General features: G+C 73.9%; 13 protein-coding genes and 1 pseudogene. 5 read left to right on the top strand and 9 right to left on the bottom strand.

Annotated features, from left to right (window positions below):
- On the bottom strand, positions 1-472 hold a 472-nt coding region (locus ABT300_RS35565), incomplete at its 3' end, for a DUF5937 family protein (protein WP_351684843.1).
- 54 nt (positions 473-526) lie between these two features.
- Positions 527-1,432 (bottom strand): restriction endonuclease, encoded by a 906-nt coding sequence (locus ABT300_RS35560; protein ID WP_351684840.1) that lies wholly within the window; start codon positions 1,430-1,432, stop codon positions 527-529.
- A 231-nt stretch (positions 1,433-1,663) separates the two neighbouring features.
- Here ABT300_RS35560 and ABT300_RS35555 point away from each other — a divergent pair, with 231 nt between their 5' ends.
- Positions 1,664-2,014, top strand: coding sequence for a hypothetical protein (locus ABT300_RS35555; RefSeq protein ID WP_351684837.1), 351 nt, complete (start codon positions 1,664-1,666; stop codon positions 2,012-2,014).
- A gap of 72 nt (positions 2,015-2,086) precedes the next feature.
- Positions 2,087-3,220 carry a VanZ family protein gene (locus tag ABT300_RS35550; protein ID WP_351684835.1) on the top strand — a complete coding sequence of 378 codons (1,134 nt, stop codon included), beginning with the start codon at positions 2,087-2,089 and terminating at the stop codon, positions 3,218-3,220.
- Position 3,221: 1 nt separating this feature from the next.
- Here ABT300_RS35550 and ABT300_RS35545 read toward each other — a convergent pair whose 3' ends face one another.
- Positions 3,222-3,671, bottom strand: coding sequence for a hypothetical protein (locus ABT300_RS35545; protein WP_351684833.1), 450 nt, complete (start codon positions 3,669-3,671; stop codon positions 3,222-3,224).
- A 167-nt stretch (positions 3,672-3,838) separates the two neighbouring features.
- Positions 3,839-4,120 carry a hypothetical protein gene (locus ABT300_RS35540; RefSeq protein WP_351684831.1) on the bottom strand — a complete coding sequence of 94 codons (282 nt, stop codon included), beginning with the start codon at positions 4,118-4,120 and terminating at the stop codon, positions 3,839-3,841.
- Positions 4,121-4,257: 137 nt separating this feature from the next.
- On the opposite strand from ABT300_RS35540, the gene ABT300_RS35535 reads away from it, so the two are divergent.
- Together ABT300_RS35535 and ABT300_RS35530 are read left to right on the top strand one after the other, a co-directional pair.
- Positions 4,258-6,390, top strand: coding sequence for a DUF4139 domain-containing protein (locus ABT300_RS35535; RefSeq protein ID WP_351684829.1), 2,133 nt, complete (start codon positions 4,258-4,260; stop codon positions 6,388-6,390).
- Positions 6,391-6,397: 7 nt separating this feature from the next.
- Positions 6,398-7,990 (top strand): mucoidy inhibitor MuiA family protein, encoded by a 1,593-nt coding sequence (locus ABT300_RS35530; protein ID WP_351684826.1) that lies wholly within the window; start codon positions 6,398-6,400, stop codon positions 7,988-7,990.
- Positions 7,991-8,071: 81 nt separating this feature from the next.
- Here the strand turns inward: ABT300_RS35530 and ABT300_RS35525 are convergent, their stop codons facing one another.
- Positions 8,072-8,578 carry a hypothetical protein gene (locus ABT300_RS35525; RefSeq protein WP_351684824.1) on the bottom strand — a complete coding sequence of 169 codons (507 nt, stop codon included), beginning with the start codon at positions 8,576-8,578 and terminating at the stop codon, positions 8,072-8,074.
- 138 nt (positions 8,579-8,716) lie between these two features.
- Positions 8,717-9,505 (bottom strand): polysaccharide lyase family protein, encoded by a 789-nt coding sequence (locus tag ABT300_RS35520; RefSeq protein WP_351684821.1) that lies wholly within the window; start codon positions 9,503-9,505, stop codon positions 8,717-8,719.
- A gap of 249 nt (positions 9,506-9,754) precedes the next feature.
- Between ABT300_RS35520 and ABT300_RS35515 the strand changes: the two genes are divergently transcribed.
- Entirely contained in the window at positions 9,755-10,471 is a 717-nt protein-coding gene (locus tag ABT300_RS35515; protein ID WP_351684819.1) for a glycoside hydrolase family 75 protein, read from the top strand.
- A gap of 30 nt (positions 10,472-10,501) precedes the next feature.
- Here ABT300_RS35515 and ABT300_RS35510 read toward each other — a convergent pair whose 3' ends face one another.
- The 3 genes and pseudogenes from ABT300_RS35510 to ABT300_RS35500 form a co-directional block, all read right to left on the bottom strand.
- A complete protein-coding gene (locus ABT300_RS35510; RefSeq protein WP_351684816.1) occupies positions 10,502-10,813 on the bottom strand; it encodes an L-rhamnose mutarotase in 312 nt (103 codons plus the stop codon).
- Positions 10,810-11,874, bottom strand: coding sequence for an aldo/keto reductase (locus tag ABT300_RS35505; protein ID WP_351684814.1), 1,065 nt, complete (start codon positions 11,872-11,874; stop codon positions 10,810-10,812). The genes ABT300_RS35510 and ABT300_RS35505 overlap by 4 nt, the downstream gene beginning before the upstream one ends.
- Positions 11,871-11,971, bottom strand: a pseudogene (locus ABT300_RS35500) (short-chain dehydrogenase); the annotation flags it as partial. The gene ABT300_RS35505 and the pseudogene ABT300_RS35500, both read right to left, overlap by 4 nt.

The raw sequence follows: 11,971 nt of genomic DNA, 5'->3' as shown, positions 1-11,971 counted from the left end.
CCCATGTCCGCACACCGGCCGGGTCCGCGAGGAGCCGTTCCGCGAAGGCCTCCTGCCGTCCGCCCCGGGCCTGGGCCAGGTCCAGGGCGCGCCGGCGGGCGGCGGCGTCGGTGAGCGGCGACGGCGCGGCCCGGACCCGGCTGCTGCCGCATGTGGTGACCAGGGCCGCGGTCGCGTACGACGCGTCGTCGATCCGGTCGACGTCGTCCAGCTCCTCGGCGAGGGTCGCCCGGGGCCGGGCGGGCAGCAGGAAGTCGGCTTGCGAGGAACGCCAGAGGAACTCCGCCTCCCGCAGCCGCTCGGCCAGTTCCGGCGGGAGCGCGGTGCGCACGTCCCGGGCCCACTCGGCGAGCCGCGGGTGGTGGCCGGGTTCGGCCAGCACGTGCAGCATCGCGGTCAGCTCGGCCAGCGGGGAGGCGGCGAACCGCGCCCGTTCGGACGGCAGGCCGCCGATGTGGATTCTCAACGTCATCCGCTCAGCATCTCGGACCACGTGTGCGACGGCCTCCCCGGTTGACGCTTTTCGTCAACCGACGCGCTCCGTCGACTCCCACGGTCGTGGTCCCACGCCGTCCTGCCAGCGCAGGAGTTCCCGGCCGTCCACGCAGACGATGCCGCAGTGCTCGGCGTACTCGAGCGCGGGAGCCGTGAAGTCGCTGGTGGTGACGACCACGGCGACGTCTGCGCCGTGAACGGTGTAACACGTGCCGCCGAACCGCTGCATGTCCTGGGAGCCGACCCGGTTGGCTTCGCAGTAGTGCTTGCACTGGATGACGAGCAGACGCCCGTCGGGCGTCCTCGCCACGACGTCCGCGCCGAGGTCGCCGGCCCCGCCCACGACGTCTGCGTCACGGCACCCGTCGCGGCGGCACAGGTCGGCTATCGCCTGCTCGAACTCGTAGGGGTCCAGGGTCTCGTAGGCGATCTCCTCGGTGTCGACCCCGGCCTGGTCCACGGGGTCGACGAGCAGGACGGTCCGTTCCGTGCCGTCGCGGGCGGCGGAGGGCTCGGCCTCCCGGCCGGGGGCAGCGGCGGGGACGGTGGTGGGGTCGGTGGTGGGGTCGGTGGTGGGGTCGGGGGCAGGCGCGGGGGCAGGCGCTGAGGCGGAGGCGGGTGACGGGGCGTCGAGGGCGTCGAGGGCGTCGACCGCCGTCATCGTGGCCTCGTCGAGGGCTGCCGCGGCGCGTCGCGCCAGCCTCGTCGCCGATATCCTGCGCCCGCCGCGACAGCCCGCCACGACAGTGCCGGCGGCCACCAGCGCGAGCGCGACGGCCCAGGCGGGCCGGCGTTCGGCGGCGGCCGCAGCCGTGCGGGCGACCGTGCCCACCACCGTCAGCAGGACGGCCAGCAGGACGAAGTACAGGGCCGTGGCCCGGAGTTCGAACCGGCGGGTGCGGCGCACGGAACGCGGAGCGGGTACGGGTGCGGCCATGGTGATGCTTCCTCCCCGAGGACGTCGATGAAGATCAAAAGCCCGTCTTCCCAGGTACGGACGGTTTACCGATGGTTCACGGACGGTTCTGCCGGGCGTCCGCCGCAGGCGCCGTGATCGCGTCCGCCCGCGGTGCCGTGTCCCGGTGAAACGCGCCGCGGTGCACACGCCGTCGGGGCGACGACCCGGTAAACCGCCTCGTCGCACCGCGCCCGCTCGTAGGCTGCGACCATGCAGCAATCCGAGATCATGCAGCGAGTGGTCGGCATCCTCACCGAAGCGATCGAGATGCGGCGACAGGCCCGCGAGAACCCGGACGTCAAGGCGGCGCTGACGGGATCCATCTCCGCACTCCTCATGGAGACCCTGCCCGAGATCAAGCTGCCCGCCGACGCCACCGCCCAGGAGACGACGGCCCTCGTCACGGAGGCGCTCGGGCCGGCCATCGTCACTCTCTCCCGGTGCTTCTCCTACGCCTTCGTGCACCTGGCCGAGGTCCACGACCAGGGGGACACCGACACCTCGACCGCGGACGTCCTGCGGTCGCTGTCCCTGCAGTTCGCGCAGCGGGACGGCGCCTGAGCCCGACGCCGTGTCATCCGTACCCGGGGCGCAGGTCCGGCGCCCCGGGCGTGCCGACCCGAGAGTCCCCTCGTGATCGAAGCGTCCGTCGCGGCCGTGCCCGGGCTGCTCGTCTCCTTCCTGGTCCTCGCCGTCGTCGTCGGGGCTCCCACCGCGCTCGCGGCGAAGGCCCTCGGCAGGCCCTGGCCGCTGCGTACGGCCCTGGCCGTCCAGCTGGCGGGCATCGTGGCCGTGACACTGCTCCCCGGTGACGCCGGGCTCCCCACGGGGCAGTGCGACACGGGAGCGCCCTCGTACCTGTTCACGTCGGAGAGTTCGCTGCTGAACATCGCCCTCTTCGCACCGGCCGGGTTCCTGGCCGTCCAGTTGTTCCGGCGCCCTGTCACCGTGGCGGCCGCGGGGGCCGTCCTGAGCGCGGCGGTCGAACTGTCGCAGTCGGCGGTTCCGTTGGGCCGGTCGTGCAGCGTGACCGACCTCGTGGCGAACGCGACCGGCGCCGTGGTCGGTTCCCTGGCCGGGGCGCTGTGGCTCCGGCTGCGACGCACTCCGCCGCGCAGGCCGCTGCGCGATCTCCTGGGAGGCGTCGCCCTCGCGGCGGCCGGCGCCGTGGCGGTGACCGCCGTCTTCGACAGCCGTGTCACCGGGGTGAACGTCGTGGCGCTCGACGAGCACCACCGCGGCCTCGCCGAGTCCTCCGTCGAGGCCGACGCGTGGCTCACCTCCGCGGCCAGGGACATCTACGGCAGCGGCACCGAGATCACCGGGGCCGCCACGGAGAAGAGCGGTGACCGGCTGAGGATCACCGTTGACACGAACCGCGGGAGCGTCTCGGGCTGGTGGCCCGACAGGGAGCTGGTCAGCGCCTCGTCGTCACACCGGCGCGGTGGAGCGGCGTCTCTCAGCGGGAGACAGGTCTCCGAATCGGCCGACGCGTTCGCGCGGCGGTGGTTCCCGCAGTACGCCGCCGGACGCGAAGGGGTTGTCCGCTCCGTCGGGGACGGCGTCGCACGGACCTACCGGGTGACCTATCGGCGTCACACGGAGGGCGCCATGACGCCGATGCGCCTCGACCTCACCATCGCCGCCGTCGCCGACGTCACGGCCGACGTCGGCACCAGCACAACCACCGGCACCGGCACCGACGTCAGGGTCATCGCGTTCTCCGTCGGCGGGGCCGAAGACCCCGTCTCGTCGAGCCAGCCTTGAGTCAGCAGGCGTCGTACTTCCAGGCGTCGCCCTCCAACGCCCAGGGCTGCGCCTGCTGGTCGAACTTCGGCAGCCCCGTCACCTTGTAGTCGGCGCGCCCGGTCTTGCCGGACACCTCGGCCCGCACGTCGCTCACCGTGTGGTCCGCGCCGTAGTCGGCCGACGCCTTCTTCACTGCCTCGGTGTACGCGGCCTTGGTGATCTTCTTCGCGCAGCGCGCGGACAGCATGCCGTACGCGGTGTCCACGTCGCCGGCGAAGTAGGAGGCGGTGTAGACGGCGACGGCCGCCTTGAGGTCGTCGCCCTCGTGCTCCGCGGGGACGCTGACGGTGGGCTCGGCGACGGGCGTGCCCGAGTCGCTGGCGGGCGGGGCGTCGTCGCCGGACGAGGAGCAGGCGGTGAGCGCGGCGAGAAGCAGGGCCGCGGTGGCGATGGTGGCGCGGATGCGCATGGTGTGTCCCCCCTGGACGTGAAGCGTGCGCAGGAATGGTGCCACGGCGGACGCGCAGACAGGCCCCGCCGACGGGCTTTCGCGGAGGCCTGTGACCAGGCTGCTGCCGAGATGTGACAGTCGGGCGCACGGCGGCGGTGATCGGCCCGCCGGTGTCCCGGCGGTGATCAGCCGCCCGGTGTCCCGCCGCGGCGCGCGAGGGAGCGCCCGAGCGCCTCCGTCGGCCGGCAGCACCATGCGAGGAGACGGCTGGTGATCACGAAGTAGTGGACGCCGACCCGTCCCCGCTCCTTGTCCAGGATCTGCGGGGCGGCGTCGCGCAGGACGTGGCGGACATACCGCCTGCGGATCGGCGCACCGGCCAGGAGCAGCACCGGCGAGGACACGAGGACGGCGGCCGCGACGAGCGCCCGCACGGCGATGAGCCTCGCCCGGTTCTCGTAGCGCATGCGCTCAGTGTGCTGCTCTGTGCGTCGCTTGTCAGCCTGCTCGGAAGCGGTGTGTGTGCCGGGCGGTGGCTCCGGGCACGGGATCGACCGTCTGGACGTAGGCTTCAGCCAGCACTGACGTGACGGGGGCGGAGCACATGACGGCAGGGACAGCACCGAGGTGGGGGTCGGCCCTCGATGCGGTCGTGGTGTACGCGCAGGGCGCCCTCTGCCGCCGCCTGGCCCGCGGCGCCGTGCCGCCGGACGGCCGGGTCCGTGTGACGGGTCTCCCGCGCGCGCTGGACGCCGGGTCCCTGCGCGTCCGTGTCACGGGCGGCGGGGGCTCACGCGTCGTCGAGGCACGCGTGGAGGTCGAGGCGGAGCCGCTCGGCGCCACCGTGCCCGACGCGTTGCGCAGCGAGGTGGAAGCGCTGCGCGAGGAGTGCGCGGCGGCGCAGGCGCGACACGACCGGCAGGTGCGCCTGATCGACGAGGTCCGGGCTCTGCGTCCGGTCCCGCCCGCCCGCAGGCGGGACGACCCGCACCGCCGCACCCCGGTCGACGCATGGCTGGAACTGGCTGACTTCGTCGACGAGCGGCTCACCGCACTGCACTCCCGCCTCGCCGAGTCGGAGAAGGCGCTGGCCCGGGCGGAGCACGCCCTCGCGGTCGCCGCCGACCGGCTGGCCCGCGCCTCCACCGACGCACCGGCCGCCCACGTGGCGACCACGGTCTGCGCGCTGGTGACCTTCGACGGCGCCGGCGGTGACACGGAAGTGGAGCTGGAGTACGCGGTGCCGGGCGCCGTCTGGGCGCCGGCGTACCGGCTCACGCATCGTCAGGGCGACGGCAGCGGCCGCCTGGTGCTGCGCGCCTCCGTCGCCCAGCGCACCGGCGAGGACTGGGCCGGCGTCCGGCTCGCTCTGGCGACCGCCGACCTCGGGCGCCGTACCGACCTGCCCAGGCTCCGCTCGCTGCGCATCGGACGGCGCCAGACGGACCCTACGCCGCCTGGCTGGCGTGAACCGCCGTCGGGTCTGGCCGATCTGTTCGCCGGGTACGACGCGGCCGGGCGCCGCCCCGCCGTGGCACGGCCGACCGTCGGCGCCGGGGGACGTCCCGTGGCCGGGGCCGGCGCCCCGGCCCCTGTCCCCCCGCCGCCGATGCCGATGCCGATGGCGCCGCAGGGTTACGACCAGCCGCTCGCCGCCGCGCCGCCCGGTTACGGCGCACCGCCCCCGGCGCCCGGCAGCGCCTACCCGCAGGCGTTCGGCGGCGGTGGGGACGGTCACGCGCAGACGGCCCTCTCCCACCCGGGCGGCGGGACGCCCCACGCAAGCCGCGCTCCCTCCGCGCCCGCCGCCATGCCTCCCGCCGCCATGCCCGCGGCTCCCGGCCGGGCGGCGCCGCCCCGGCCTTCCGCGCCCGCACCCGTGGGCTCCGGTCAGGCCGGTCCGCCGCGGCCCAGCGGATCCGAACTCGACTACACGGCTCTCGTCCTGTGCGGACCGGACGAACAGCCCGCCCGCCGCGGCCGACTGTTCCCCGACGCCCCCTTCGACCCGACGGCTGCCGAGTACCGTCGCCGCGCCGAGAGCGTGGCCGCGCTGCAGCTGCCCGCACACGCCGTGCGGCCCCGCGAGTCGGCGGGTTCGTTCGACCACCGCTTCGACGCCGCCGCCCGCGCCGACATCCCGTCCGACGGCGCCTGGCACACCGTCACCGTCGGTGAGATCTCGGTCGGTCTGCGCACCGAGTACCTGTGCGTGCCGTCCGTGGAGCAGACCGTGTACGCGACGCTGGCGCTCTCCAACGCCACCGGCCAGGCGCTGTTGGCAGGCCCCGTGGAGATCACCGCGGGCGACGACTTCCTGCTGACGGCGGCCCTGCCCACCCTCGCGCCCGGCGGTGTGTGCCGGGTGGGACTGGGCCAGGCCGAGGGCGTCCGGGTGACCCGCCGCACGCAGCTGCACGAGACGACCGCCGGGCTGCGCAACACCACCACCGTGCTCGACCACCGCGCCCACGTGGAGCTGGCCAACCGGCTCGGCGAGCCCGTCACCGTCGAGGTCCGCGAACGGGTTCCGGTCACCTCGGATCCGGACGTCCGGATCGAGGAACGAGCCGACTGGACCGCGCCGCGCACGGACGGCGACGCCGAACACCACGCCCCCGGCGCCCGCGTCTGGCGGGTGGAGCTGCCCGCCGGCGCCACGGCCGCCCTCGACGGCGGCTACGAGATCCGCATCCCCTCTGCCAAGACCTTGGCCGGCGGCAACCGCAGGAGCTGACGCACCCATGTCCACGGCACCCGAGCCGATCCCCCTGCCCGTCACGGCCGTCACCTGTCTGGAGGACCGCGCCCACGTCGAGCGCACCGCCGTCCTCGACCTTGAGGCCGGCGTCCGGCGGCTGCGCCTGGGCCCGGTGAGCGCGCTGGCCGTCGACCGCACACTGCACGCCGAGCTCACCGCCGACGCTTCGGCGACCGTGCTCGACGCGCGGATCGTCCGTGGCTGGAGCCCGCGCGGGCCCCGGCCCGCCGACGACGACACCGCGCTTCGGCACCGTGTGCACGCCCTCGAAGAGGAGTTGCTCGTCCTGGGCCGGCAGCGCGACCGGCTGCACACCCGCCTCGACACGCTGGGCCGTCTCGCCGCCGATCTGCTGCGCGAGATCGGCGAGGGCGCCGGTCGCGGAGAGGTCGAAGGGCCCCGCTGGGAACGCGAACTGGACCGTCTGGACGGCGAGCGGGACTCCCGTGACGAGCAACTGCGCACCGTGGAAGCCCGGTTCGCCGCCCGCAGCGCCGAACTCACGGCGGCCCGCAACGCCATGGAGCTGGCCGAGGGAGAACCGGCCGAACTGACCGCCCACGTCGAACTGACCGTGGAGGCCACGGCCCCCGGGCAGGCCGCTCTGCGGCTGAGCCACCTCACCGCGTGTGCGCTGTGGCGGCCCGTCTACCGGGCCGTGCTCGACGGGGACTCCCTGTCGCTGGAGACCGACGCGATGGTCTGGCAGCGCACCGGCGAGGACTGGTCCGATGTGACGTTGACGCTGTCCACGGCCCGTTCGGCGCAGGCCGCCGTCCCGCCGCGGCTGCGCGAGGACCGGCTCACCCTCCAGGACCGCTCCCCCGCGGAACGCCGCAGCGTCGACGTCGAACTGCGCGAGGAGGAGATCGCGGACCTCGGCCCGACGCCGGTGATCGGTCTGCCCGGAGTGGACGACGGCGGCGAGACACGGGTGCTGCACGCCCCCGCGCCGGTGCACGTCCCCGGGGACGGGCGCGCCCACCGCGTGCCGCTCTCCGCGTTCACCACGACAGCGAGCGTGGAGCACGCCTGCGCGCCCGAGCTGTCCCCGCTGGTCACCCAGGTGGCCGGGTTCGACAACCTGTCCGGCCACGCCCTGCTCGCCGGCCCGGTCGATCTGGTGCGCCGCAGCGGGTACAGCGGCCGCGGCGCGCTGGACTTCACCGCGCCCGGAGCCCGCGTCGAACTCGCCTTCGGCAGCCTCGACGATCACCGCGTCGTCCGTGACGCCGAAGAGGTTCGCGACACCTCCGCCCTCACCCAGCGAACGGTCGTGACCCGTACCGTCCGGCTGCACGTGTCCCGCTTCTCCGCCCCGGACGCCGCCTCCCTCGACGCCCCGGACGCGCCCGGGACCCCCGGCGAGGAAGTGGTCGTCGTGCGTGAGCGGATGCCCGTCTCCGAGATCTCCGCCGTGCAGACGCGCCTGCGCGAGGACGCCTGCTCCCCCGCGCCCGACGCCGTCGACGCCGACGGCATCGTCCGGTGGGACCTCGCCCTCGCGCCGGGCGGCCACCGCACCGTCACCCTCGTCTACGAGATGACGGCGAGCAGCAAGGTCAGCGGCCTGTGACAGACCTGGCCCCTGCCTCCGCAGGGCCGCGCACGGCTGAACCGGGCGCATGCGACCCGGGCCCGGTCATCCGGGCCCGGGTCAGCCGGTGACGAAGGCGTTCCTCACGGCTTGCTCCCAGAGCTCCAGCCCCGCGCGCAGCAGTTCGCGCACCGTCTGGGCCTCCTGGTCCGTCCAGGCTCCGTCGCCGGCCGCGGGCTCGAGGGGTTCGCCGCCGAAGAGCTTCTCGTAGGCGCGGTCCTGGAGCGGTCCCCGCGACGGCGGGCCCGTACCGACCCCCAGGCTGTGGGAGAGGTCGTCGAAGAAGTTCCAGGCCTCCAGCAGCAGGCCTGCCGGGACCGGCCCGTGCCCCGGGTGTTCCGCCCACCGGCGTACGACGTCGAGATCGAGAGTGGCCTCGTCCTCCCGGACGAGCTTCCAGCCGTTGCGGTCGCAGTGGCCCTGGAGGGCGTCGAGGTCGTGGAACGCGAGGAGTCTTCCCAGGTCGTCGACGGCGAGCGCATCGGGGTCGTCGCCCTCGCCCGGCCGCCAGATCAGGGTCGCTTCCCCTCTCCTGGCGGCGATCCGGTACGGATAGCGGTCAGCCATGCAGAATCTCCCGTGGGGCCCCTGTGCCGTGGCGCGCGGCGGCCACAAGGATCATCCTGCCCGGTCGCTTCGTCGGACGCGGACCGTTTTTGCGTGTGCTTGCGCCAGGAGGGGCGACGGCGGCGCCTGACGGGCTGCTCACACGAGTTGGTAGCCGCGCAGCGCCGTGAGCAGGAGGTAGGTGTCCTGCAGTGACCCGGAGGCGTCTCCCAGGGAGCGGTAGATGCCCCACTTCGGGCGCACCCGGTCGGCCAGGAAGGTGTCGACGCCGGTCTTCGAGGCGTCCACGACGGTGGCGCCGCCGCTCTTGAGGATCCAGCGGACCGAACCCGCCGAGCCGTTGCCGACCTTGATCTGGAAGTCGACGTCGGTCCACGTGTCGTGCAGCGGTTCCAGGTCGGTGCGGCCGACGAGGATGTCGTCGACGGCGAGTTTCAGCTCGATGGTCTGCCGCCCGTTCACCCTGCGCAGCGACTGCACGACGATCGGGGAGGTGCCGTTGCCGGGCTGCTTCATCTGCATGATGTGCGTGAAGGTGGTGGTCGCCTTCAGCGAGCTGGGGATGTACATCGAGTAGGTGACCCGCCAGGTCTGCCCCGGGGTCCAGGTGAGGTAGTCGGCGCCGCTGCCGTTGCGCAGACCGGTGACCTCCTGGCGCTGACGGTCGGTCGAGGTGTCCCGGTCGACCTTGTGCATGGTGAAACGCCAGTTGTCGCCGTCGGTCCGGATGTGCGGCTGCCCGCCGGGGTGGGAGTCGGCGCGGTCGTCCTCGACGGTCTCGAAGGCGCGGAGGCCGTCGCGGCGCGCCGTCGGGGCCCACTTCTGCTGCCAGGAGGCGGCGTGCGCGGCGCCGGGCAGGCCGACGACCGAGGCCGTCGCCGCGCTGCCGAGCGCCGCGCCGAGCAGAGTCCTGCGGGATGTGCTCAAGACTGTCCCACCTCGCTCATGTCCAGAGTTCATGGTTCATGTACATGACCCAGATTCACACAGTGGTTCCTGGGGTGTGGCAACAGAGTCCCGGTCGAACGCGGTCCGGTCAATGGTCCAGACCGATGAAGCCCCCTCCACTTCCGGCCAATCTCCGGTTCCCGCCAGGGGGTTGACGACATCGGCGGGGAGGGTCCACGTTGTACGCCACCCAGTAAGGAAACTTTCCTAACAGAAGGGTCCCCCACCGTGCGCCCTCGTTCACTGACCTTCACGGCGGCCGCCGCCGCCCTCCTGGCCACCGCCTTCCTGCCGTCGAACGCGTCCGGTCTCGCCCGCGGCTCCGACGCGGACGCCGCCGGCCCCGCCGCGCTGCGGGAGGGCTCGGTCAGCGCCGCCGCCCTGCTCGCCAAGGTGACGTCCTGCTCGCAGATATCGAACGGCAAGTACCGGACCGACGAGGAGACGTCGGCCACCGTCCCGGTGTGCGGCAAGAACGGCGCGGTCTTCTGGAAGGCCGACATGGACGTCGACTGCGACGGGCAGCGGACCTCCAAGTGCAGCGAGGCCACCGACCCCTGGTACCAGGACGACACGGCGTTCCACCAGTCGGACGGCAAGCCGCTGCGCGCCGACGCCCTGCCCTACGTGGTCGTGCCCAGCTCCAGCTCCCTGTGGAACTACAGCTCCGCCGGCATCAAGGGCGGCGGGGTGGTCGCGGTGATCTACCAGAACAAGGTGGAGTACGCGGTCGTCGGCGACACCGGCCCCACGAAGATCATCGGCGAGGCCTCGTACGCAACGGCCAAGGCGCTCGGCATCGATCCGGACCCGGAGAACGGCGGCGCCGACTCCGGCGTCACCTACATCCTGTTCAAGAACTCGAAGGTGTCCCCCATCGAGAGCCACAGCGCGGCGGTCGCCGCCGGGGACCGGCTGGCCCAGGCGTTCCTCCGCGACAACTGACGCACCCCGCGCCGTGTGGTCGCCGTGTCGTCACAGCTCCCACACGACCGGCAGCGAGGCGTCCGCGCCGTCCGCTGAGTAGTCGTGGGCGACGTCGAGCAGGCCGGCCATCCGCGCCTGCCACGCGATGTTGACGGGCAGCTTCTCGAGCTCGGCGATCATCGCCGGGTAGTCCGCGACGTCCAGCACGTGGAACAGGTCGGTGCCGCTGCGCCAGATGGTCCACTCGCTCACCCCGGCGGCGCGGATGGCGGCGGTCAGCTCCTCGGGCACCTCGCGGTGTGCGGCCTCGTACTCCTCGACGCGGTCGGCGCGGACCTTGGTGTGCAGGGCGACCCTCATGACGGCTCCTTCGGCGACGTGGCTTCCCCGGCGGGGGCGGCGTGCCCGGCAGGTGCGGTGCGCCCGCCCGGGGCGGCCGAGGGGACGGGGGTGTCCGGGTCGAGCAGCCCCTCGGCGCGCAGCTCCTCCCACAGGGCGTCCGGGATCGGGCGTCGCAGCTGCTGCACGGTGTCGTGCACCTCCTGCGGCGACCGGGCCCCGGTCAGGACGCTCGCCACCGCGGGGTGGCCGAACGGGAAGCGCAGCGCGGCGGCCCGCAGCGGCACGCCATGGCGTTCGGAGACCGCCAGCAGCCGCAGCGCCCGTTCGAGCACCGGCCGGGGCGCCGGCGCGTAGTCGTAGGTGGCCCCGGGCCGGGGCGCGGTGAGCAGACCGGAGTTGAACACCCCGCCGATGACGACGCCACGGCCCCGCGCGGCCGCCTCCGGGAGCAGTTCGGAGAGCCCCTCCTGGTCCAGGAGCGTGTAGCGGCCGGCCAGCAGGACCACGTCGACGTCGGTCTCGCGCACGAACCGGGCGGGCAGAGCCGACTGGTTCATCCCGACGCCGATCGCGCCGATCACGCCTTCGGCGCGCAGCCGCTCCAGCGCCGGGTACGCCTCGCGCAACGCCTGCTCGGCGTGGTCGTCCGGGTCGTGCAGCAGGACGACGTCGATCCGGTCGACGCCGAGACGGTGCAGGCTCGCCTCCAGGGAGCGCAGCACCCCGTCGGCGCTGAAGTCCCACACCCGGCGGTGCGTGGCCGGGACGGCGAAGCCGTTCGCGAGGTCGTCGCCGGCGGCCCCCTGCGGTTGCGGGACGAGCAGCCGGCCCACCTTGGTGGAGAGGGTGTAGGCGTCGCGGGGGCGGTCGCACAACGCGGCGCCGAGCCGGCGTTCGGACAGGCCGAGCCCGTAGTGGGGCGCGGTGTCGAACGTGCGGACGCCGGCGTCCCAGGCGGCGTCCACCGTGGCCTGGGCGTCGTCGTCGGACACCGGTCGGTAGAGGTTGCCGAGCGCGGCGCAGCCGAGCGCCAGCTCCGAGACGGCCACCGTCCCGGCGCCCAGCCCGGTGGTCCTCACGACCGGTCCGCCGGGCGCAGCCGCAGTCCCTGCATGCCGCCGTCCACCGCGAGCGAGGCGCCGGTGACGGAGGCCGCGGCGGGGCTCGCCAGGTAGA

The organism is Streptomyces sp. NPDC001027, assembly GCF_040299045.1.
In the GTDB taxonomy this organism is placed as follows: domain Bacteria; phylum Actinomycetota; class Actinomycetes; order Streptomycetales; family Streptomycetaceae; genus Streptomyces.
Note: the sequence above shows the minus strand (reverse complement) of the source record. Positions and strands in the feature narration are given on the sequence as shown.